At 38.6% G+C, this 22,099-nt stretch carries 22 protein-coding genes and 3 pseudogenes; 18 read left to right on the top strand and 7 right to left on the bottom strand.

Annotated elements, in window-relative coordinates; translation table 11 throughout:
* Positions 1-308 precede the first annotated feature (308 nt).
* From L6469_RS14415 to L6469_RS14355, 13 genes and pseudogenes are all read left to right on the top strand, one after another.
* Positions 309-578, top strand: a complete 270-nt coding sequence (locus tag L6469_RS14415; RefSeq protein ID WP_039869555.1) for a hypothetical protein — start codon at positions 309-311, stop codon at positions 576-578.
* Positions 569-823: pseudogene (locus L6469_RS14410) on the top strand (MotA/TolQ/ExbB proton channel family protein); the annotation flags it as partial. The gene L6469_RS14415 and the pseudogene L6469_RS14410, both read left to right, overlap by 10 nt.
* A pseudogene (locus L6469_RS14405) lies at positions 814-999 on the top strand (DUF2149 domain-containing protein); the annotation flags it as partial. The pseudogenes L6469_RS14410 and L6469_RS14405, both read left to right, overlap by 10 nt.
* A 334-nt stretch (positions 1,000-1,333) precedes the next feature.
* Entirely contained in the window at positions 1,334-2,332 is a 999-nt protein-coding gene (locus L6469_RS14400) for a C10 family peptidase (RefSeq protein ID WP_039869553.1), read from the top strand.
* A gap of 203 nt (positions 2,333-2,535) precedes the next feature.
* Positions 2,536-3,006 carry a hypothetical protein gene (locus L6469_RS14395; RefSeq protein ID WP_006281460.1) on the top strand — a complete coding sequence of 157 codons (471 nt, stop codon included), beginning with the start codon at positions 2,536-2,538 and terminating at the stop codon, positions 3,004-3,006.
* Between the two features lie 218 nt (positions 3,007-3,224).
* Entirely contained in the window at positions 3,225-3,767 is a 543-nt protein-coding gene (locus L6469_RS14390) for an SH3 domain-containing protein (RefSeq protein ID WP_237851155.1), read from the top strand.
* A gap of 109 nt (positions 3,768-3,876) precedes the next feature.
* A complete protein-coding gene (gene imm40, locus L6469_RS14385; protein WP_039869551.1) occupies positions 3,877-4,230 on the top strand; it encodes an Imm40 family immunity protein in 354 nt (117 codons plus the stop codon).
* Positions 4,231-4,322: 92 nt separating this feature from the next.
* A pseudogene (locus tag L6469_RS14380) lies at positions 4,323-4,811 on the top strand (KilA-N domain-containing protein); the annotation flags it as partial.
* Positions 4,811-5,032 (top strand): hypothetical protein, encoded by a 222-nt coding sequence (locus tag L6469_RS14375; RefSeq protein ID WP_006281457.1) that lies wholly within the window; start codon positions 4,811-4,813, stop codon positions 5,030-5,032. The pseudogene L6469_RS14380 and the gene L6469_RS14375, both read left to right, overlap by 1 nt.
* A 97-nt stretch (positions 5,033-5,129) precedes the next feature.
* Complete coding sequence (locus L6469_RS14370) at positions 5,130-5,453, top strand: hypothetical protein (protein WP_006281456.1); 324 nt, start codon at positions 5,130-5,132, stop codon at positions 5,451-5,453.
* A 141-nt stretch (positions 5,454-5,594) separates the two neighbouring features.
* Positions 5,595-6,437: a Fic family protein gene (locus L6469_RS14365; RefSeq protein WP_006281455.1), complete on the top strand. Its 843-nt coding sequence runs from the start codon at positions 5,595-5,597 to the stop codon at positions 6,435-6,437.
* 222 nt (positions 6,438-6,659) lie between these two features.
* Positions 6,660-7,631: a hypothetical protein gene (locus tag L6469_RS14360; protein WP_006281454.1), complete on the top strand. Its 972-nt coding sequence runs from the start codon at positions 6,660-6,662 to the stop codon at positions 7,629-7,631.
* Complete coding sequence (locus L6469_RS14355; protein WP_223918739.1) at positions 7,621-7,980, top strand: HTH domain-containing protein; 360 nt, start codon at positions 7,621-7,623, stop codon at positions 7,978-7,980. The genes L6469_RS14360 and L6469_RS14355 overlap by 11 nt, the downstream gene beginning before the upstream one ends.
* Before the next feature lie 108 nt (positions 7,981-8,088).
* Here the strand turns inward: L6469_RS14355 and hemL are convergent, their stop codons facing one another.
* The 7 genes from hemL to L6469_RS14320 all read right to left on the bottom strand — a co-directional run bounded on the left by hemL (position 8,089) and on the right by L6469_RS14320 (position 14,630).
* A complete protein-coding gene (gene hemL / locus L6469_RS14350; RefSeq protein WP_006281452.1) occupies positions 8,089-9,363 on the bottom strand; it encodes a glutamate-1-semialdehyde 2,1-aminomutase in 1,275 nt (424 codons plus the stop codon).
* Between the two features lie 18 nt (positions 9,364-9,381).
* Positions 9,382-10,374: a porphobilinogen synthase gene (hemB, locus tag L6469_RS14345; RefSeq protein WP_006281451.1), complete on the bottom strand. Its 993-nt coding sequence runs from the start codon at positions 10,372-10,374 to the stop codon at positions 9,382-9,384.
* A 12-nt stretch (positions 10,375-10,386) separates the two neighbouring features.
* Positions 10,387-11,013: a uroporphyrinogen-III synthase gene (locus L6469_RS14340; protein ID WP_006281450.1), complete on the bottom strand. Its 627-nt coding sequence runs from the start codon at positions 11,011-11,013 to the stop codon at positions 10,387-10,389.
* A gap of 12 nt (positions 11,014-11,025) precedes the next feature.
* Positions 11,026-11,706, bottom strand: coding sequence for a hydroxymethylbilane synthase (gene hemC / locus L6469_RS14335; RefSeq protein ID WP_006281449.1), 681 nt, complete (start codon positions 11,704-11,706; stop codon positions 11,026-11,028).
* Positions 11,693-12,505 carry a glutamyl-tRNA reductase gene (hemA, locus tag L6469_RS14330; protein WP_006281448.1) on the bottom strand — a complete coding sequence of 271 codons (813 nt, stop codon included), beginning with the start codon at positions 12,503-12,505 and terminating at the stop codon, positions 11,693-11,695. Before hemA ends, hemC begins: the two co-directional genes overlap by 14 nt.
* 74 nt (positions 12,506-12,579) lie before the next feature.
* On the bottom strand, positions 12,580-13,599 hold the full coding sequence (gene hemE / locus L6469_RS14325) for a uroporphyrinogen decarboxylase (protein ID WP_039869543.1): 1,020 nt from the start codon (positions 13,597-13,599) through the stop codon (positions 12,580-12,582).
* A 47-nt stretch (positions 13,600-13,646) separates the two neighbouring features.
* A complete protein-coding gene (locus L6469_RS14320; RefSeq protein ID WP_006281446.1) occupies positions 13,647-14,630 on the bottom strand; it encodes a cation diffusion facilitator family transporter in 984 nt (327 codons plus the stop codon).
* A gap of 559 nt (positions 14,631-15,189) precedes the next feature.
* Here L6469_RS14320 and L6469_RS14315 point away from each other — a divergent pair.
* The 5 genes from L6469_RS14315 to L6469_RS14295 all read left to right on the top strand — a co-directional run bounded on the left by L6469_RS14315 (position 15,190) and on the right by L6469_RS14295 (position 22,085).
* Positions 15,190-15,510: a heavy metal-binding domain-containing protein gene (locus tag L6469_RS14315; protein WP_039869577.1), complete on the top strand. Its 321-nt coding sequence runs from the start codon at positions 15,190-15,192 to the stop codon at positions 15,508-15,510.
* A 487-nt stretch (positions 15,511-15,997) separates the two neighbouring features.
* Positions 15,998-16,270 carry a hypothetical protein gene (locus tag L6469_RS14310; protein WP_155815408.1) on the top strand — a complete coding sequence of 91 codons (273 nt, stop codon included), beginning with the start codon at positions 15,998-16,000 and terminating at the stop codon, positions 16,268-16,270.
* Positions 16,271-16,871: 601 nt separating this feature from the next.
* Positions 16,872-17,774 (top strand): DUF4007 family protein, encoded by a 903-nt coding sequence (locus tag L6469_RS14305; RefSeq protein WP_006281444.1) that lies wholly within the window; start codon positions 16,872-16,874, stop codon positions 17,772-17,774.
* Complete coding sequence (locus L6469_RS14300; RefSeq protein WP_006281443.1) at positions 17,758-20,985, top strand: hypothetical protein; 3,228 nt, start codon at positions 17,758-17,760, stop codon at positions 20,983-20,985. The genes L6469_RS14305 and L6469_RS14300 overlap by 17 nt, the downstream gene beginning before the upstream one ends.
* The gene (locus L6469_RS14295) at positions 20,982-22,085 is read left to right on the top strand and encodes a hypothetical protein (protein ID WP_006281442.1); all 1,104 of its coding nucleotides are present in this window, start codon (positions 20,982-20,984) and stop codon (positions 22,083-22,085) included. Before L6469_RS14300 ends, L6469_RS14295 begins: the two co-directional genes overlap by 4 nt.
* Positions 22,086-22,099: the final 14 nt, after the last annotated feature.

Below are 22,099 nucleotides of genomic sequence, written 5' to 3'. Positions count from 1 at the left end.
ATTATATAATCTATTCATCTTTAGGGGTATATTTAGCATAATCAAAAGTCTTGTTTTTATTTAGTAAATTTCTTTCAAATGTTCTGCTTGCCAGTGTGGCTCCTACCATACAGGCGGCAGACATTGATCATAATACGCTAAAGGGTAATATAAAACACGACAAGGAAACAGCATTGTACGATTCCCTGACGCTCGATCAAGTGCGTGGTTGGGAAATCAGCAACTCATGCTCGATACTTCGGTTGTGCTCACGCTTGAGGTAATATGGCAAATGGCATACTGTATGCTTTCTGGCAAACTTATCTACGATGGCAAAGTTAGCCGGCGCACCGTTTACTATGATAGGAGGTACTTACGCTCTCCGATTATTGTTGCCACAAAAGGCACTCCGGCTTGAACTGCTCTTTCTATCCGCAGCTCTGGTACTTATCCTTGGCATAGTTAGTACAGTCAATGGCAGCACAAATTTCAAGGGATCAGACCCGATAGAATGGCGAGCCCTACTTACATTTATCGCAATCGCCGTCCTTTGTGGTGGAATTGGTTATTTTAGAAAAAAACAAAAAAAATGGAAATAATTTCAGACATACTTTACTGGATTAGCACAGGACTGCTTGTGCCAGTCATTGTCATTCTTATCATCGTCTTTATTCGTGCACTACTGCTTATTGGTAGTTTCTTTGGGCAGTATCTCACCATCAGAAAGATGTCGGCTTATGTGCGAAAGGCACTCACGGATGTGACAGCCGAGACACTTGATGATGTCATAGCAAAACTCCCAAAGACAGATAACGTGCTTGTCATTGCGTATATCAGGAAGATTTCAGTATGGTGAAGAATCCCGGCAAGGAGAATATGGAGATTATCACCAAGGAGGGCAAGAAGATAAACCGATATACCCCTTCAAAGAATCAGTCTTCAAAGAATCAAAACAAAGGAAAGAAGGTGGGTGTAGCCTATCAACTTGATAATGGTGAAATCATCTATGTTCCTGAATAGGTGTTTCCACATCCAGCGAGGCGAAGGCCTCGTTGATGATTAGATTAGTAAATAGTAAAAACAGGCAGTACCATCACAGAGGGTACTGCCTAATTTTACTATATAGGATTTAAACGGTTCTAGGTTATAAGAGTTGATAAATGGAGCCTATAAATATCAGTCTTATAAAAGTTTTTCTATAAATAAAAAATCGGTATAATATTCCATTTAGTACTAAAATTATTACAGATAATATAAATTATATCTTTTATTTAAAAAAAATCAATATGTTTGTTTTTTTCGTGATAAATTAGTAATTTTGCAAGCAAAGAGAGATTTTATTAAAATAACCATTATGAAACAATTTTTATCTTTTTTATTATTTATCGTTCTCCTGACCGGATGCCGTCAGAAGGATGTGTATCTACCGGATCCAATTCCCGGGTACGAACCTACAGCAGAAAAGTCTACTCACTTAACGTTTGATGCTGCAAAAGATTCCTTGGAATCTATTCTTCGTTCTCTTTCTATTCAATCTACTCGAGCAAATAAAGGGCAGATTCCACAGATAGCTGAAGGGTATAGTACTCAGAAACTCGTAAGCCGTAGTACTTCTGGAGAGAACGTAGACTCTAATTATGTCTATGTCTTCAATTTTAAGGATAATGGTGGTTATGCTATCATGTCCAATGATACTCGTCTTGGTCCACTTTTGGCTATCACAGAGACAGGACAGTTGAAGAAGGATTCTGTGATTAATAATCCGGGATTCATCCTTTTCTTAGAATATACAGATGCAAGCTACAACGTCCTTGCGAAGCAGGGTATACCAAATCATCGTATAAAAGATAGCATTGTATACAGCCCTTGGAGTGAAGAGTATATCGATTTACCAGAAGGTCCATGCAAAGTACAATGGGATCAAGGATATCCGTATAATAATTTTACACCTGTAATAGAAAATGATGGACATATTGCAGATATTTCTCGCACTTTAGCTCATTTTGGCTATTCATCTTGTGGTCAGGAAGTGGACTATAGTTATGATGCAGTATTGAGTGAAATTCGTCAAGGTGCTCCAGTCTTGGTTTCAGGCAGTGATTTGTATAAGAAGCATTACGTGTTAGGCTTTGAAGTAAGTACAGACTATCTTGGTCATTGCTGGCTTATTGATGGTGCGAGAGAACTTATAAGAACGATGACAGACTATTCTATTTACGGTAAGGTAGAAGGTATTTCTTATGAAAAGAAATATTATTTGCACTGCAATTTTGGATGGTCAGGAAATTTTGATGGATACTATTATGATGGAGTTTTCAATCATTTAAAATTGATAACGGGTATCCGCAAATAAAGGAAATTTATAAGTGAGTTGCAATAGTGTCCTTACTCATGTTTTCAGCTATACCTTTCTTATCCTCTGCTCAGGGGAAGATAAGGTATAACACGGATTGGCGCTAATATCGGGTATAATATTGAAGTATATAAATAGTTTCTTAATAAAAAAGTGTTACCTTTGCAGATAGATTCTTTGCAAAGGTAACCAATAATTAAAATATGAAGAAAAGAAATTATTTGGGAACATTTGTCTATTATTACAATATTCTAAATTATGTTATAAGTGATATGCTTTCCCAATGGGATTTGGCAATAGACGCAAAGATAACATTTGGCAAAAACATACTAGGGCATTATGATAAAAAACGATTAAGACGTAATTCGCTATGGGTGGCTAACAATCATTCAATCGCTATAATTGGTATTCTTTCTGCACCTATAGCCTTGTTGTTTATGGTTCTATTTAGCCTCTTTCTAGGGCACAAAATAATGGTCTGCTATATTGTATTGATATTATTTTGTTTGTCGCTTTATATGATGTCCATATCAAAATATGACCATTGCTATTTTGAGTACTTCGAAAGCATACGTGACATCAATATAAAAAAATGGCGTTATCAATGCTTGTTGTTTGTGATTGCTGACATGATAGTGGGGGCTGTTCTTGTATGTGTTTTAATTCATATATGAGCCTCTAACTGCAAAAGTTACACAATCCCTGATGGAGATTGGAATGTTGTTAATTTTATTTTCTCATATATTTCACCTCATAAGTTCATCTAAATGTGCAGATTCAATAAATTATGATTATGAAGAAATGTACAACTGTGTTAATTTTAGCATGCGTATGCTTTTTATCCACACATGCACAACACTCTTGTAAAGATTGTATATATGATCTTTATAAAGTGTTAGGAACATGCCAGTCAAAATGCATAGATATAGGGGACAATACTTATTCTGTCAAGTCGCTCTATCAAGACAAAAGTGATAGTATTATTTTTGCAGCAATCACCAAGGCACATGTTTTCAGTTACGGTAACCCGTTAGATTCCGTTGTAGAACTTGGTTTGGGGAATAAAGCACTGTATTTTATGGTAACTACTGAACCACCTCGCAGCTTCAGATATTCTGATATCAATTGCGTCTATGATAGTAAAGGATGTAATCTTCTATATAAAGAGGATTACATGAAATTTCCTGCTGTGATTAATGACCCAGATGGTTTCACCTATGTCAGAGAGAGACCTTCAACGAAGTCAAAAGTAAAGACAAAGATTCGTAGGAACCAGATATTTTTATATACCCCAATTTGGGGAAGTGATTGGTGCAGGGCTTATTCTGATGATGGGAGTTTATTTATCGGATATATATATCGTAAACGAATACTACCATTTGATAAATGCCCTATGGATATTAAAAAGAAAATGATAATATTCATGTTTGATTAAATAATTTTAAGTACGTTTATTAGATATGAAACTATTTGTAATAAGACTATTTTGAATTTATCAAAGAGCCAAACGGAGATATTAATCATAGATTATTTAGTCCCTTTAAATGAAACAGAATGATATAATTTCAATTATTCAAGATAATGATATTTCCGAATATTATTCCTTGAAAAATTTAGGTATTGAAGGCTATGCTTTTCCATACCAAGAAGCGCTTAAAATAGTGCAAATATGCAAACTTTTAGTGATTCCAATCTTAGGTGGTGATGTATATAGTATGAATAATTCTACTATAGAGAACTCAGATGATAATTGGTATTATGATAGGATTCCAAATGAGTCATTTTATGATTACGTGCAAAATAGTTGTAATAAATCTGAATCTTACATAAGGACTTTTAAAAATCATTCTTGTGATAGGCCTTTATTTTCCTTTGTCCTAGAAGATCAATTAGAATAATCGAATCAAAGACTTCCCGACGCTGAGCCACCAGCCTGTTTCAATGGCTCGTTGTCGGGGACAAAGGTGCATAGAATATATGAGATAACAAAACGGTTCAGAACACGGAAATAACAGTCTTGTCTTATAACGACAAAGACTACATATCACTCACCGATATGGCAAACGGCAAGCAAAGTGAAAGCCGTGCAGCAGACATCATCAAGAACTGGATTCGCACTCGCTATACTATAGAGTTTCTGGGAACTTGGGAGATGATACACAATCCCTATTTTAAAGTGGTCGAATTTGACCACTTTAGAATGCAGGCAGGTTTGCCAAGTTTCGTGATGAGCGTGAGTGAATGGATTGAGAAGACTAATGCCATTGGTATCATTGTGAAAAAAGGGCGCTATGGTGGCACCTACGCATTCAAAGATATTGCTTTCGAGTTTGGAACTGCCATTAGTGTTACCTTCAAACTCTACCTAATTGACGAGTTCCAGAGACTGAAAGAGGAGGAACAGAAACAATTGGGATGGACTGCCAAGAGAGAGCTATCCAAAATCAACTATCGCATCCATACAGATGCCATCAAAAGATGATAGATAAAATCTATGAAGTAGGACCTTATAATGTATCTCATTATTGTGGAACACCTGAAACATTAAAGAAAATAAATGTTATTGATATTTCCTATCAAAGAGTTCCTATTGATAAGCGAAGTGTGTTTCATAATGCGCTGTTGAAGCGAGTGACAAAATTACTAGATCCACTTAATTCTCATGATCCTGCATTTCATATAGAAATAAAACAATACTAGCAATATCTTTAATAACTGATAGTATCATTAAAAAATGATGCTATTAGTTATACTAATTGTTTTAAAAAAATGTTTATATTATAAGATTTGTTTGAATATGAAAAAAATATTTTTTATTTCAATAGTAGCTTTTGCCCTGTTGTCTTGCATGGCCTCTTCGCCTCAACAAAGTTTACAGTCCCGATTATTTGGTTTTTGGGCGCCAAGTGGTGATGAGGTTACAGTGTTCAAAATCGATAAGGATAGTTTGTATTATGTAGATGAGTATCCTATTGTGGCAGTCCCTTATCAGTTTGCAGGCGATAGTATGTCCCTAGATTATTGGGGAGAAACTATCGTACAACATATTTCATTTCGCAAGGATACACTTGTTATGAAAAATAAATTAGGCGAGGTTAATTGTTTTGTACCTGTTAAATGAACTTATAATATTGGTAGAATTCATGAAAAGTAGGAATTGTACAGTAGAAGAACTTCAATTAATTTCTCCAGGTGGCATGTATAGTGGGCAAACGGTGCGGAAGACTTGAAACCTGTATTCAAATCAACTATAAGCCAGTTTATGACAATCATATACTCTGTGGAATATGATGCCAAGGGAAATGAGATAATAGCGAAACCAGAAATAAGTAAAGAACATGTGGTCACTAAGCAGTCGCTAAGTAATCACCAAGTAATCGTTAAGCTGTCACTAAGTATCCCCAACATTGGTGAACTGCTTCGAAAAATGGTCTCTCCCATGTCGGCAAAAAACATGAGACATTTTTGTGGGCAGAAAGATTCAACCTATTTCAAGGCGAATGTTATAGATCCTCTTATTTCGGAGGGATTGGTCGCTATGACACATCCTAATTCACCTAAAAGTCCAACTCAAAAGTATTACTTGACAGATTTAGGGAAACCATTGCTGAAAAACGAAACGAATGGAATACAAGCAGAAGGTGTGTCAGAGGAAAGGGTGAACCGACTGATTGCGGAATTTACAGAAGCATTACCTCAGTTTGCCTCAGGATTACCTGTGATGGAGGAACAATACCATTCTACACTTCCCATAGGAGATGCTCGTTGCTTCCAATCTGCATACAAGATGAAGAAGGAAATGTTCCAAGACAATGGCACATGGATCTACGAAACACCAGAATTATATCTGTATGAGATACAAGGAAACATCTGGCAGCACTACAATGTACAATTTCTAATGCATCGAGCAGAAGCTATTTATCGGATTCGATTCTCTGAAATCAAAGACGCTTTCAAATCATTAGGCGTCGAAGGAAGATTTGCTATCATAACCAGTTTCTTTTTAGGGACATATGATGACCTATATGGAGGTGATGTAAAAATAAAAGAGACAGACTTCGGTTATATCTTCACATTAACACCCGCGCCTGCATGGTCCGCCTGAAAATCACACGGGATTCATCCCAGGTTGAGACGATTCCCGTGGAAATCCGTAAATGTGTACCGTATCTTAAATGATAAACTCTTTCCCTTTGGTGATTGCGTGTAATTCTTTGAAAAATATATCAGTTCGGGTATAAAACAAAAGATTACATTAAAAAATATACCCGTTTTGGTATATTATTAAAAAAATATATAACTTTGTACCCGTTAAGGTATAATAGTTATGACTTTACCTGACGAAAATGAACCGTCCCTCGTTCATCCAGACCCCGGTACACATTGGCATATTGAGTTAAGTGAAATGAAATTAAGATACAATATTTACTATATTAAGGAGAATCTTAAAAATGTGCTTGTTAAGTTTGGCACTATAGAACTTGTTATTCTGGTTCTTAATATGTTGGTTACAGAGATTGTGTTTGAACTGATGCCATCGGTATTTGACAAACATATGCACAACTTGATTCAATTTGGTGTGTCTGTTTTGGCTTGTCTGCTTCTTGTATGGCCAACACTCCGATATGTAGTAATAAGAGATTATAGACGTAGAAAAACAAAGCTGGTGGCAATATGCATACCATTTATCCTTTTTATGTGGTTGATGATGGGCCTTTCCAGTTTGTTGACACTTCGGTTACACAGAAAGATTACTAGAATTTCAAATGTAAATCAGATTAAGCGCAATCCAGGTTTTTGCTACTATAAAATTGCTGGAGTTGAAATCGACACTACACATTTTGGGGTAAACTATCATACAGAAAGTAGTTCAAGAAGCGGAACAAAGATGTATTTCAATGGAGTTGTTCCTGTGAAATCTCAAAAGCGTGTATGGTTGTGTTTTGATGTCCGAGAACATTGCTTTTTGTGGTATAGTGGAGAAAAAATGCGGAAATTCGTAAATAGGGCAACGGCCGAGATGAAAAATTATTCATCAGAAGATTCAACGTATATAGAGGTTCTTGATGATGAATACGGTTACAATCGCTCTGCTTTTAGAATGGCTATTTCAGATGATCCGCACACCAAATACGGAGAACCTGTGTTTGTTAGAGCATTTAATCTTTATAAGCAATATCTTGAAGATATCTTATGGACTTTAGGAATATTCGTAATATCCATCATTTGGTATTATATCGTACTAAAAGACGCAGAATATTTACCCAAGAAAAAATCTCATCAAAGATGTGTCGTCTGAAAGGCGTAATCCCATACTTGCAAATGTGATGGCTCAGCTTGACTATATGGAAAAGCGAGGTAGTGGACTCACGCGCATTTGTAATGAGACCTTTGCCTCTTCCGACACCTCGAATGTCGGAGACCATTACGGAGACGTGTCGGAGACGAAACTCACTGAGCGTCAGCAGAAAATGCTTAATCTTATCAAAGAATCTCCGACAATAACTGGCAAACAAATGTCGGAGACTTTGTCGGTGAGCCAACGCACCATTGAGCGTGACCTTTCTGCTTTACAGAAGCTTGGTGCTCTGAAGCGTGAAGGCAAGGATAATGATGGTAAGTGGGTTATAATTTCTGTTAGTCACTGATTTGATTTAGCCCAATTCCATTAGCATAAAAAGAGGAAATGTTCATTTGCTGTGAACATTTCCTCTTTTATATATGTACAGTTTGCACCTACGGTGCTTTTTCCTATTTTATTCGATACTTTCCTCGATACTCTTGAGCACGTAGTCGAGAATTTCAGGAGTGTGACAACGACTGATGAAGTTGCCTTCAAATTGTGATGGACTAACATAGATACCTCTTTCCAACATATTGTTGAAGTAACGGGCGAATCTCTCCTGATCGCTGGCCTTGGTCTCCTGGAAATTAGTTGGATTCTTTTGGTTGAAGAAAAGGGTGAACATCGTACCACAATGGTTCAGATAGATGTCTTTACCTTCGATGATCTTCTCAAGGCGGGCGCAGAAGTCGTTAGCACGCTCTTCGAGCTCGTCATAAAATCCTGGCTGCTTCAGTTGGTCTAGTGTGGCAATGCCGGCAGCCATCGCTACAGGGTTACCACTTAGTGTACCAGCCTGGTAAACAGGACCTTCTGGGGCAAGCATATCCATGATTTCTTTCTTACCTCCAAAGGCAGCAGCAGGGAATCCACCACCAACAATCTTACCGACAGTTGTCATATCCGGTTTGATACCAAATCGCTGTTGGGCGCCACCAAAACTCAAACGGAAACCGGTAATAACCTCATCAAAGATAAGTACGCTACCATGAGCACTAGTGAGACGGCGAGTAGCTTCCAAGAATTCACGGGTAGGAGGAACTACACCCATATTACAAGCTACAGGTTCAAGAATCAGTGCTGCTACTTCGTCACCATGTTCTGCGAAATATTTCTCCAGCGCTTCAGTGTCATTATAAGGCAATACCACGGTATACTGGGTAAATCCCTGAGGAACACCTGCAGAAGAGGCATTGTTCAGCGTAGCTACACTACTACCAGCAGCTACCAGCAGATGATCAGCATGACCATGATAGCAACCTTCAAATTTTACCAAAATATCTCTTCCTGTATAGCCGCGAGCTACACGGATAGCACTCATCGTAGCCTCTGTACCCGAGTTGACAAAGCGCAGTTTTTCCATGCTTGGGAAAGCTTCCCTTACCTTATTGGCAAGCACAGTTTCAGCCTCAGTACAGATACCATAGCTACTGCCACGCATGACAGCTTCTGCAGCAGCCTTGCTCACTGTATCCTGATTATGACCGAGGATGAATACACCCCAAGACATACAGAAATCGATAAACTTGTTATCGTCGATATCATATATATAAGTATCCTTGGCATGGCTAACAAACAGCGGTGTTGTTCCTACTGCTTTCAGAGCACGTACAGGACTGTTTACGCCACCTGGAATGACGTTGCAGGCCCGTTCGAAAGCCAACTTTGAATTTTTTCTTTCGTTCATAGTTTTATAGCTGCTTGATTACTTCTTAATGGTATAGCGTTCAGCCCACTTCTGCATATATTCCTTAGCATAATAGGAAATGATATATTTTGCACCTGCGCGCTTAAAGGCGATAAGACTTTCGAATACGACACGTGGCTCATCAAGCCAGCCCTTCAGCGAAGCAGCCTTGAGCATACTATATTCGCCACTTACCTGATAAGTTACCATTGGTATTTCAGGGAAACGCTCTACGGCACGAGCGATCATGTCGAGATATGGCATACCTGGTTTAACCATAGTAGCATCTACACCTTCTTCGATATCGTCTGCAATCTCTTCAAGTCCCTGATCGTGTGTACGATAGTCCATCTGATAGGTTCTGCGGTCACCGAAGGCTGGGGTAGAGTCAGCAGCATCACGGAAAGGACCGTAGAAGGCTGATGCATATTTGGCAGAGTAACCCAATATCTTACACTTAGGATACAAGCCGTTTTCTACAAGTTTGCTCTTGATGGCAGCAATCTGTCCGTCCATCATTGCAGAAGGAGCTACCCAGTCGGCACCAGCCTTAGCATATACGTATGCTTCCTGAGCCAACAATGGCAGGGTAGAGTCGTTGTCCACATCGTGATTATGAATCAGTCCACAGTGACCGTGACTGGTATATTCGCAGAGACATACGTCGGCGATGACAATCATATCTGGGTATTCGGCCTTGATAGCACGGATAGCCTTGCAGATAATACCATTTTCATCGTAACCGGCAGATCCACGCTCGTCTTTCTCTTCGTCTGGTATAACGCCAAAGAGAAGCAACTTATTGATACCCAACTCTTTCACTTCTGCGATATCCTTGAGCAGCAGGTCGATAGAGAAGTGATATACACCTGGCATAGATGCAATTTCGTGTTTTACGTTTTCACCTTCTACGACAAAGTAAGGGTAGATAAAATCTTCTGCGTTGACAAATACGTCAGCATAACGATCGCGTGTACTTTGATCTTTACGATATTCTCTGAATCTTTTCATTGTTATATCTTTTTATATATGGTTTCTTTTTTTCAGTTGTTTTTCCAGATGGGCTTGTGTAATAGCTCCTCGGGTTTCATACGTTTTATCTTCGGGCAGCGTACCATAGAGTTTCAAGAAGTTGTCGATGGTACTTGGCGATGTAAATACGATGGTGTCTATCGTCGCGAGGTCCACTCTCTTCGGGTGTTCGGGCATTACATTCTGGTAGGCGGTCAGCGTTTGTACGGTATAGCCTAACTCTCTTAATCCGTCAGGGATAATGGGTAGTGCTATAGCCGATCGTGGAAATATAACGTGGCGATGTAGAAGTCTTTCGTCTGTACGGAATAGTTCGATAACCCCATAAGAATCGTCTTGAGGAGCGATAATGAGGTTTTGTGCGCCTCTCTCTTGCAGTGCCTGGGCAGTAGTATGTCCGATTGCCACCACCTGCCCGTGCCATGGAGCCTTCACCTTCTGCATGGCTTCATACCAGTATTTCACCGTCATCCTGCTGGTCATCAGCAGAATATCATGGTCGGTGATAGAGGCAGCCGCTTGCTGCAGTAAGGTATCATCTTCCAGTCCTCTTATTTCGATCAGCGGAGTATGAATGGCCGTTTGATCTTTACATGTGAGTCCGGTATAGAGACGCATAGGCGATGATGATTAGATCGTTTCGTTAAGAATATTACCAGGTGCAAACCACTTTTTCAAGTTTTCGGCAGCTTCACCTCTTTTGGCTGTAATAGCCAGTCTTCCCTGCATCGGATGGGTAGGGAAAGGTAGAATCTCTGTGATTTCGTCTTCCATGCCCAGTCGTTTCAGAGCACAAGTAGCCACGATAGCGCAGTCTAGCTTGCCGTCTCTTACCTGAGCTACGCGGTCTTCGATACAACCACGTATCCCCACAATCTTTAAGTCTGGTCGCAGTTCTGACAAGCCTTTCTTACGCAGCGGCGAACTGGTACCTACGGTACTTCCAGCAGGCAAATCCATCAGTTTGATATGGTCTCTACTTACCAGAGCATCTGTTTTATCAAAAGCCTCATACAGCGCAATCACTTCCAAATCAGGGTGCAAATGTTCAGGCAGATCCTTGGCAGAGTGTATAGCGATATCCGCATCATCATGCAGCAGCGCCCAGTCGAGTTCACGAGTAAACATATCGTCAGGAGCCTCACCGTTGAGTAAAGACAAATCCAGTCTTTTGTCGCCGAAGGTATCCGTAAAGACGATCGTATAAGGTATATCCTTCAGTCTATTGAAGACCTCAGCTACCTGTAGCTGGCTCAGTTTGCTTCTTCTGGCGATAACCCTAATAGGCGCTAATTCCTTATTTTGTGGCATATAATTTTCTCCTTTCCATGATATCCTCGAGTATCTCGATTTCATCTTCTATAATAGCTTCAGCCTTTTCCACCTCACTTGATCTTACCTCTATATTCTTCTTCACACGGTTTTCCAAATCGCGCAAGTTATAGAGATGCACGTTAGGATAAGTAGCGATTTCTGCATCGATATCACGAGGGAAAGCAAGGTCGATAGCCAGCAACTTCTGGTCGCGCTCGATATCGTCTGTTGTCACCACCAGACTTGGAGCAGAAGTAGCACTAATCAAGATATCCGTATTTTTCAGATAGTTCTTCTTTTCCTCCAGACCGAATACCTGTATGCCGAGTGGATCAGCCAGTTCGTGAGCTCGGTCCAGACTTCGGTTACCCAAGAAAAGAAGTTGCGCACCTTTATTCTGCAAGAATTTCAGAATATCGCTGGTCAACTTGTTGACACCGATAATCGTAATACGTGCATGCTTCAAGTCTACCTGTTCTTCTTCCATAATTTCTACAGCAGCCAAACTATGGCTTACAGCACCATGAGATATTTCGGTCTCATTACGCACACGTTTACCCACTTCGAGAGCACACTCAAAGAGTTTGTGAATACCGGCAGGCAGATGATGATCGTTACGTGCTTTCAGATAAGCCTCTTTCACCTGTCCCTGAACAGCTCTTTCGCCTACGATAGCCGATTCCAGTCCACTCACCACGCGGAAAAGATGGCGAGCCACACGCTTGGGAACATCACCATTACCCGAATAGAGTTCCATACGGTTACAAGTCTGTAGAAAAACAGACTCTGGTGGCATCTGGTTTTCGATCGTTTTAAAATATGATTCGCGATCTTGTAATGAAGTATTTTTAAAATTTATTGATTGATAAGTTACCATGATCTTTTTACGTAATTGGTGATAAACTGTAGGCTCTTGAGTGGAGCTTGTGGCGGAACGCCATGACCCAAGTTGAGTATCCAGTTGTGGTGCTCTTCCCAATATGGGCGATAGCTTTCAAGTTTTTGCTGGATAATCTCTTCACTGGCGAAGAGAATCCTTGGGTCTAGATTACCTTGTAGGCCGATGGCAGGGTTCACCAATTTTCTTGCCTCATAAAAGTCCATCTGCCAGTCTATGTTTACAAAGTCGCACATATCTGGGGTTACAGCTTGCAAGCCAAGTCCCAGACCTTTTGCAAAGTATATTACGGGAACACCCATTTCTTTCACAGCTTGTCCGATACGTCGTATGGCAGGCATAAAGTGGGCGATATATTCATTTTGAGGTAGTACACCGGCATTTGTTTCGAAGATTTGGAAGAGTTGTACACCATGCTTTACCTGGTTACGGGCATATTCGATGGTCATCTCTGTGAGGGCTTCGATGAGTCGGTCGGTTTCTGCCGGATTACTGAAAATATAACTTACAGCATCGTTAAACTGATTATCCGTGCTTCTACCCTGAAGCATATAGCAAAGTGTAGTGAGCGGCCCGCCGCAGAAACCGATTAGCGGTGTGCCGTCTGATATTCTACTTTTTATTTCATCGATATTGCGATAGATATAATCCAGTTTGCTTGCATCAGGTTTCAGCTGTTTGCTTGCGTCAGAATATTGGCAGAGCGGAGTACTGAATACCGGTCCTTTGTCAGTCCAACTGATATTAGCGCCCATCGCAGTAGGCACTACCAGAATATCACTGAATAAGATAGCAGCATCTACGCCAATGGTATGTACAGGCATAAGCGTTACCTGTGCACACAAATCAGGTGTGTGCATAATCTCGTCAAAACTGTGGAGATCGCGTAGTTTCAGATAATCGGGCAGTACTCTTCCTGCCTGTCTCATAAACCATACTGCTGGTCGCTCAGTCTTTTTACCTTGTAACGTACGAAGTATCAAATCGTTCATGTCATACTGTCTTTGTACAAAATCGTTGCAAAGGTACAAAAAATACATCAATCATGCAATCCTAATTTTTGATGATTCGTGTTAACGACTGGCTTTTCGTATTTCCCGTTTATTTTTATCGGTTCCAGATGCAGTCCGATATGTGTTTGTTTACCAAATTTAGCCTGTAATCGATGTTCTATATGGGTAGCATGCTGATGCGCTTCATATAAGGTAATATGTCCTGGCATACGTATATGCATCTCAATAGCTATCGTATTGCCAATACGTCGGGTTTGCAGGTTGTGGGCATCTATTACCCCGTCCTCGCTTTCAGCTATTTGTATGATTTCATTTTCCGTTTCATCACCCAGACTCGCCTCGAGCAGTTCTGACAGAGCATCCCTTATCAGTTTGTAAGAAGATTTCGAAATAAAAAAGCTCACTACGACAGCCGCAATAGGGTCGAGAACAGCCCAATTTGGTCCTAACAGGATAGCACCGCCGATACCTAGAGCTGTACCTATAGAAGAAAGGGCATCGCTGCGATGATGCCAAGCATTAGCCGTAACGGCTTCCGACTTGTATTTTTTGCCAGCAGCAGCCGTAAATCGATAGGCCCATTCTTTCAGAGCGATACTCATCAGTGCTGCAGCTAGAGCTATCCATCTCGGTTGCCCAAGATTTTCGCCCCGTAGGCTCTGTATGATTTGCGAAATGCCACTATAACAGACCATCAGACCAACACCTAAGAGGCTGGTACCAATGATGGCCGTAGCTAAGGTTTCGTATTTACCATGACCATAATCATGACTTTTATCTTTCGGTTTGTTGCTTAATTTCACAAACACGATGACAACGATATCGGTAGCGAAGTCGGTCAGCGAGTGCACAGCATCGGCTAATATCGCAGCCGAATGTCCCCAAATACCTGCTGCAAATTTCAGAATAAGCAATATCACATTAATCAAACTTCCCCTCAAAGTGATGCGAAATAGTTTTTTTTCGCGTAAGGGTGAGTCATCAGAAGAGTCAGTGCTTTTATATTCCATTTCTCACGTGCTTTAAACCTTTGAAGAGCAAATATATAAAGAAAATGTAACATGAGCTATAATTTGTTCAAAATTTAGGATATATTTTTTTGTATTCGTTACAAATGACAAATTATTTGGTACTTTTTGCAAAGTTTTACTGATAGATATTATTTATTTTTGCAATTGTCTTTAGAACTTGTGGTAAGCGAACTGCATTCTGTTTAGATGTGAATTTAGGTCAACTCATCCATTTAAGGCAGGTATTTCGATTTACCGTTCAATCGCCTGTCTCAATATGTGAGTTTAATAACTAGTTTAGTTAATTTTATTTAGGTTTTACTAGACGTAGTTTTTAAAAAGTTTTGTAGGTTTTTTACAAGTCAAGTGATAGGCAGATTCGTCGTGACGACAAATCTGCTTATATTTTTTTATGTTGTTTCAGGAGGAAAAAATCAGCATGTAAATTTGTTTTTTAAATCAGATAATACTATCTTTGTCGTATTATAAATACCCCCAAAAAGAATGGTAATGGAATACGATTATTAACACTTAAATATTTAAAAATATGATCAACAACATGATGGTAACCACCACCCCAACCGTAGAGGGACATCGCATTTTAAGTTATAGAGGAGTTGTTACTGGCGAAACGATTATTGGCGCCAATGTTTTTAAAGATTTTTTCGCAAGTATTCGCGATATTATTGGTGGTCGTTCGGGCAGTTATGAGAGTGTGTTGCGCGAGGCTAAGGATACCTCCATGCGTGAGATGATAGAGCGTGCTCAGCAAATGGGAGCCAATGCTGTAGTAGGTGTCGATATTGACTACGAAACGATTGGTGCACAGGGTTCTATGCTTATGGTTGCTGTGAGTGGTACAGCGGTGGTAATCGACTAAAGTTGCAAAATGTACCGTTTAGCTGACAAAAATGGCTAAACTCGCATATAGTACCTCATTTTATTTTTAGCCTTAAAATGAGGGGTTTTTCGCCCCCTTGTTTTAAGGCTATTTTTGTGTGTAAGTGTTTGGTTTATAGGTTTATACATATTTACTTGCTTGATGTCTTTCTTCAAAAGGACATGGTCATAGATTAGCCATAAAAGCTCATTTCTTGTGCAAAAAAAAGTGATATTTTTATTGTACATGTTTTAGTTTATTTTTATTTTTGCTTTTGAAAGTTACCAAGTCGATCCGTTAGCCCTCAAAAATGTTACCAAGTCGATCCGTTAGGACTTACCAAGTCGATCCGTTAGAAGGTTTTTGCTTAACCAAACCGATCCGCTACCCTTACCAAGTCGATCCGTTACACATGCGCTCAAGCCCGATAAACACTGGGCTGAGCGGGGATTGTAAAATATTTAAAATATTATATATATATAACCAAGTGATAGAAATATTATTTAGAAATATTGCAATAAGAGCAAAATATGTTGTTTTGAATTTTGTTGACATGAACCGCCTTATAATTCGCTTATTTGCAGTCGGCATGTTAGAAAGACTGAAATATGCGAATTTTGCGATAGTTTGTAACTGCCTGATTCATTGCGAGTTAGCTGATAGCTGTTTTGGGGCGTTAAGAAATGCCCGGCAAAACCCCAGCTCCTATACCCCAAAAGCTAAGAGTTTATGCGATAAGGTCATAGGTTTTAGCGGCTAAAGTCTAAGCTTTTGGGGTATAGGAGCTGGGGTTTTGCCGCAAGTGTGTGTGTAAGCGACAAAGTGGGCAGTCTAAAAGTTGAATTTTTCGAGCTAGATGGCGATTTTCGGAAGACCCTGATTTTGGCCATTTTATTTGACAGATGGCGGATTTTTTCTCGCTAAGAGCGTCAAGACGCAAAGAAAGAAAGTCAAGCGGGCAAGGGACGTAAGGGCGGTTGGGTGTGTAAGCTTGGTACGGAAAAATAGAGTTAGTGCGGAGAATTCGAGTAAAGCGTATTTAAGAAAATTTAGCGTGCAAGAAGAGAGTAGGGAAAATAGGGACAGGAAAGCAAAAAAGTAGAGAGAGCAAAGAGAGTTGGGAGTGCTAAAACCACAACGAAACGAAAAAATGTTTAGCAAAAATCTTCATCTCTTCCCAAGAGACGGATTCTGAGTACAAAGGTACTCTTTTTTTCGCAAACCGCACATTTTTATGCCCAAAAAACGGGTTTTAGGCATCGCTTTTTTGCCATTTGTTTAGCAAAACGCATCAGAACATCTTCGTAAACATCTGTATATCAACACTTTTTTGTTTCAATACATCTCTTGGGAAGAGATGAATGAATGTTACACTTAAATTGAAAGCAAAAGTGACAACTTGCGAAAACAAATTTATCTTCTCTGGACATGAATCATTTTCTTGCAAAGCCTTGTGGTTGAAAAAAGGATATGATTTTGTTGTCAATAAAAATAATTTCAATAATGCGGATGCGGTTATCAAATTGGGCGTTGGAAAAAACATGGTATCGTCAATTCGCTATTGGCTTCGTGTTTTTGGAATTTGTGAAAATGATATGCCAACCAAGTTAGGGGATTATCTTTTTAATGACAATAGTGGCAAGGATAAATATATGGAGGATTTGGCTACGATTTGGATTCTTCATTTTAATCTTGTATTTTCAAAGGATGCATCACTGTATAATATGTTTTTTTGTGGACTTCAAAGAGAACGTACTCAGTTTGAACGTGAGCAAATTCAAACTTATATAAAATTGAAGGTCGCTGAAGCAGGTAAACAAAATAACTATAATGTAAATACTGTAAAAAAGGATATCAGTGTATTGCTACAAAACTATTGTCTTCCTCGTAATCCTCAATCAAATGAGGATTTTTCGTCATTGTTGATTGAGTTAGATCTGATTCGGCAGAGTTCAGATGGGAAAAGCTATTATTTCAATGTAGATGGCAAACGAAAAGTATCAAAAGAAATTTTTCTTTATGGCCTTTTGAAACTTAAACAGGTTGAAGGTGATAATACTATTGCATTTGAGACTATACAAGAGAATGTAGGGCTTGTATTTTGTATGCAAGATTTCGAGACTATTGAAATGTTGAAAAAGTTGTCAAATGAATATAGACAATATTTCACATATAGTGATGTGGCAGGAATTAAACAAATTCAATTTATAAGGAACTTGGAAATAAAACAAGTGTTAGACAAGTACTATGGTAGAAACATTTAGTTTATCGGCAAATATAAAGAATGGCTTTGCAGAAGGTAGTCAATATTTGGTAACTCCTAATGCAAAGAATGCTATTCATAACATAGTAAATGATTTTCGTTCAGGCATTCATACTTTTACTATCATTGGTTCTTATGGCACAGGCAAATCAAGTTTCCTTTTGGCACTAGAATCAGATTTGAATAATAGAGGGAAAAAGACATATCTGCTTGATGCCAAGAATCTGTCCGATGCAAAGGGATTTGAGATAATGAACATTGTAGGTGATTATGTCGAGATGTCAATATTACTTAGAAGAGCTTTGAACGTTGAAGGAAATACAACTAGCATTCTTGATAGTCTAAAAGATTATTACACCCAATGTCAGAATAAGGGAAAATTCTTGCTTATAGTAATTGATGAGTTTGGTAAGGTGTTAGAACACGCAGCAAAAAATAATCCTGAAAAGGAATTATATTTCTTACAGAAATTTTCAGAATTGGTGAATGTTCCAAGTAGGAATATGATGCTTTTAACAACCCTTCATCAAAATTTTGGTGCATATGCAAAAGGTCTGACAGAATCGCAAATAAATGAGTGGATAAAGGTTAAAGGGCGATTTAAGGAAATTGCATTTGTAGAGCCAATAGAACAATTGCTATATTTGGCATCTACTCAGTTGCATGAGAAAAAAAATATATACAATTCGGACAATGTCAAACCTTTATTAGATTTGGCGAAAGAAACAAGGTATGTTTCTAAAGATTTCTTATTGGGCACGGCTATTCAGTTGTTTCCATTGGATATTTTTGCTGCTTATACCATAACAACTGCTATTCAACGGTATGGGCAGAATGAGCGTTCTCTTTTTACATTTTTATCAGTTCGAGGTACTAACTCTATTTCTGAATTTAGGCCTGCAAAGCATCAAACGTATAACCTTTCAATGGTGTATGATTACATACATTATAACTTCTATTCCTATTTGAAGGATGCTAACTCTGATTCTATGAGCTGGAGTACAATACAGGTTTCAATCGAACGAGTTGAAGGACAGGATTGGACTACAGAAAAGGAAATGCTACAAGCCGTAATGTTGGTAAAAGCAATTGGGCTTTTGAATCTTTTCGGAACAGCAGGATTCAAACTTACGGTAAATAATCTCGCTGTATATGCCCGAGAAGCAATGGCAATATACAATGCTACAGAGATTATACAGAAGCTTTCTTCCAAGAAAATTGTACGCTATGCTGCATACAAAGAACGATTAATTTTGTTTGAAGGTACTGATGTGGATCTTGAAGCAGAAATTCGTGAGGCAGGCATGATGGTTTCACGTCCTATTGCTTTTGTGGACGAGCTGAATGTCTTTTTTAATCGCAGAATTTCACCAGTCAAAGCTCATTACTATCAGAAAGGGACGCCACGTTTTTTTGACTATATTATTCGTGAAGAACCAATTGATATTGTGCCTACCGGTGATACGGATGGTTACATTGAACTAATTTTCTCTACACATAAAAATGCATTAGAGGAGATTATAAAATTCAGTTCCGAAACCAATAATGCACTAGTATTCGCTTTATTCATCGATACAAAGGATATTATAGATCATCTTTACAATATCAAGAAGTACATATATTTGTTGGATCATGTACTTGATAAAAATGATAGGGTGGCTGTAAAAGAAATTCGGAAACTAAAGGAGTATGAAGAAGTTTTACTCAACAAGGCTATAAATGATAATTTGTTTTCATATGAGAACCGAGTTGTTTGGGTGTATGGCGGAAAAGAGCAGAAAGTAGAATCACATCGTGACTTTAATAGGCTTTTGTCCAAGGTTTGTAACGAGGTTTATAGCAAAACGCCTGTGATGGTAAATGAATTGTTTAATAAACATAAACTCAGTAGAGCGATTATTGCTGCTCGCAAAAGTTATCTTACTTATTTGACAGAACATTATTCTGAAAATGGAATGGGATTTACTGATGAAAAATACCCACCGGAAAAAACCATCTATGCATCTCTATTATTAAATACAGGTTTGCATCAAAATGGTAAATTTGCAGATGTTCCAACGAATAAGGGATTTATGCCTTTATGGGAGGCTTGTGAAGAATTTTTACGTAATTCAGAAAATAAAGCTCGAAAAATTTCAGAGTTAATTAAGTTGCTATCAACTAAGCCATATAAATTAAAACAGGGATTTCTGGATTTTTGGATTCCAACGTATCTGTTTATTAAGCGTCAAGACTTTGCACTTTATGATGCATCAAGAGGTGCATTCATGCCAAATGTTAATATGGAATTCTTTGATTTACTTCAAAAGCATCCAGGTGATTATGAGGTAAAGAAATTCTCTGTTGATGGTGTAAAGTTGGATTTTTTTAATCAATATCGTCATTTTATTAATCTTGGAGAGGAAATATCGATAACCAATGATAGTTTCATTGAAACGATTAAGCCTTTCCTGAGTTTCTATGTGCGACTTAATGAATATACAAAGCACACTCGAAAATTTAATCATGGGACAACTATGAAATTCCGAGATGTGTTATCTCAAGCCAAAGATCCTGAAAAGGCTTTTTTCGAAGATTTACCAGAAGCTCTTGGCTTTACACAAGAGAATCTAAAGCAAGAAGAATTCATCACAGAATATGGACGAATTATTCAGAGTGCAATTAGAGAACTACGATCTTGTTACTCTCAGTTGATAGACCGTATAGAATCAAGATTGGTGGAGCAGTTTGGGTTGCAGAGCTATGATTATTCAGAGTATATTATTGAGATTCGTGAGAGACTGGCTCATGTTAGAGACTATCTATTGACAGATAAACAACGTGAGTTCTACCATCATGTAATGACAGTATATGATAATCGAGTCCAATGGTATCAATCAATTTGTTATACTATTCTAGAGCAACGACTTGATACTCTAAAGGATGAACAAGAGGATAAATTGTCTGATGATTTGGTCTATTTGTTCCGTGAGTGCGAGAAATATTCTGATATATCTACTAAGATTGATGATGAAAATACGTCAGATGCGTATTCATTTGATATGGTTACCAATAAGGGTACTAGTATGAGAACGCAGACGTACATACTCCCCAAAAAGGATAGAAAGAAAGCTACTGAGCTTGAAAGGAAAATTACCCAATTACTTTCTGGTGATACTAATATCGATGTATGTACATTACTGTCGATACTAAACAAAAAAATAATCAAATGACAAAGGTTAGACACATATTAGGCATATCTGGTGGTAAAGATAGTGCAGCTCTTGCTATTTATCTAAAAAAAACATACCCATCATTGAAGATAGAGTATTATAATTCTGATACTGGATGTGAACTTGCAGAAACAGAAACGTTAATTAATCGTTTGGAAGCCTATTTAGGTAAGATTGAGAGACTCCGTGCCGCCGAAGGGAGCCCGGAGCCGACTCCATTCCATCACTTCCTTAAAGCAATGGGTGGCTTCTTACCTTCTCCTCAAGCTCGATGGTGCACTAAGAAGATGAAGCTAGATAAGTTTGAGGAATATGTGGGGGACGATTATGCTGTTTCGTATGTGGGTATTCGTGGCGATGAAGACAGAGATGGCTATATATCATCAAAACCAAATATTCAAGCAGTTTTCCCATTTCGTAAAAATATCTGGAGTATTGATGTTATCAACAAATTTCTGCACAAAGAAAATTTAGATCAGATAGTTGAAATCTATGAACGTTTATGTCCTCAAAGTTTCTTACGAGAAGAAATAATAGAAACCGTTAAAAAGCCGATTACTAAGCAATTTTTCTATTCTAAGAAAATGAATGCTTTACTTGACTATGACGTTAAATTGTTTAATCATGCTGTTTTTGAATTCTTGAAAACAACAGATTATCCTGTGGGAAAGCTCGATGATTTCCCATTGCTTGATAATACTGATATATTGATTAAAGACGACATATTCCGTTTGCTTAGAGAAAGTGGTGTGGGGGTACCAGCCTATTACGAGGAAATTCCTTTTGAGGTGGATGGTCAGACTGGTACCTATTGCCGTAGTCGTTCAGGGTGCTACTTTTGTTTCTTTCAGCAGAAAATAGAGTGGGTATGGCTTTATGAACAGCATCCGGACCTTTTTAGAAAGGCAATGGAATTCGAGAAAGATGGATATACTTGGAATCAGAATGAAAGTTTGAAAGATCTCATTAAACCAGAGCGTATTCGTCAGATTAAACTTGACATTATCCGACGACAAAAAGAAAACAAGGCAAATAATAAGGGGACGACCCTTGCAGAAATCCTAGGTGATGATATCATGTGTGCGAACTGCTTTATATAATATAGGGGGGATAG

This window comes from Segatella baroniae B14, assembly GCF_022024235.1.
GTDB lineage: Bacteria > Bacteroidota > Bacteroidia > Bacteroidales > Bacteroidaceae > Prevotella > Prevotella bryantii.
Note: the sequence above shows the minus strand (reverse complement) of the source record. Positions and strands in the feature narration are given on the sequence as shown.

Bases quoted from the DNA above. Each gene is read 5' to 3' on its own strand.
- L6469_RS14315 (WP_039869577.1), top strand. From the start codon at position 15,190: ATGATGGTAACCACCACCCCAACCGTAGAGGGACATCGCATTTTAAGT.
- L6469_RS14320 (WP_006281446.1), bottom strand. From the start codon at position 14,630: ATGGAATATAAAAGCACTGACTCTTCTGATGACTCACCCTTACGCGAA.
- L6469_RS14360 (WP_006281454.1), top strand. From the start codon at position 6,660: ATGACTTTACCTGACGAAAATGAACCGTCCCTCGTTCATCCAGACCCC.
- L6469_RS14375 (WP_006281457.1), top strand. From the start codon at position 4,811: ATGATAGATAAAATCTATGAAGTAGGACCTTATAATGTATCTCATTAT.
- L6469_RS14400 (WP_039869553.1), top strand. From the start codon at position 1,334: ATGAAACAATTTTTATCTTTTTTATTATTTATCGTTCTCCTGACCGGA.
- hemC (WP_006281449.1), bottom strand. From the start codon at position 11,706: ATGCCACAAAATAAGGAATTAGCGCCTATTAGGGTTATCGCCAGAAGA.
- L6469_RS14305 (WP_006281444.1), top strand. From the start codon at position 16,872: ATGAATGTTACACTTAAATTGAAAGCAAAAGTGACAACTTGCGAAAAC.
- L6469_RS14415 (WP_039869555.1), top strand. From the start codon at position 309: ATGGCAAAGTTAGCCGGCGCACCGTTTACTATGATAGGAGGTACTTAC.
- L6469_RS14395 (WP_006281460.1), top strand. From the start codon at position 2,536: ATGAAGAAAAGAAATTATTTGGGAACATTTGTCTATTATTACAATATT.
- imm40 (WP_039869551.1), top strand. From the start codon at position 3,877: ATGAAACAGAATGATATAATTTCAATTATTCAAGATAATGATATTTCC.
- hemA (WP_006281448.1), bottom strand. From the start codon at position 12,505: ATGCCACCAGAGTCTGTTTTTCTACAGACTTGTAACCGTATGGAACTC.
- L6469_RS14365 (WP_006281455.1), top strand. From the start codon at position 5,595: ATGACAATCATATACTCTGTGGAATATGATGCCAAGGGAAATGAGATA.
- L6469_RS14300 (WP_006281443.1), top strand. From the start codon at position 17,758: ATGGTAGAAACATTTAGTTTATCGGCAAATATAAAGAATGGCTTTGCA.
- L6469_RS14370 (WP_006281456.1), top strand. From the start codon at position 5,130: ATGAAAAAAATATTTTTTATTTCAATAGTAGCTTTTGCCCTGTTGTCT.
- hemB (WP_006281451.1), bottom strand. From the start codon at position 10,374: ATGAAAAGATTCAGAGAATATCGTAAAGATCAAAGTACACGCGATCGT.
- L6469_RS14295 (WP_006281442.1), top strand. From the start codon at position 20,982: ATGACAAAGGTTAGACACATATTAGGCATATCTGGTGGTAAAGATAGT.
- hemL (WP_006281452.1), bottom strand. From the start codon at position 9,363: ATGAACGAAAGAAAAAATTCAAAGTTGGCTTTCGAACGGGCCTGCAAC.
- L6469_RS14340 (WP_006281450.1), bottom strand. From the start codon at position 11,013: ATGCGTCTCTATACCGGACTCACATGTAAAGATCAAACGGCCATTCAT.
- hemE (WP_039869543.1), bottom strand. From the start codon at position 13,599: ATGAACGATTTGATACTTCGTACGTTACAAGGTAAAAAGACTGAGCGA.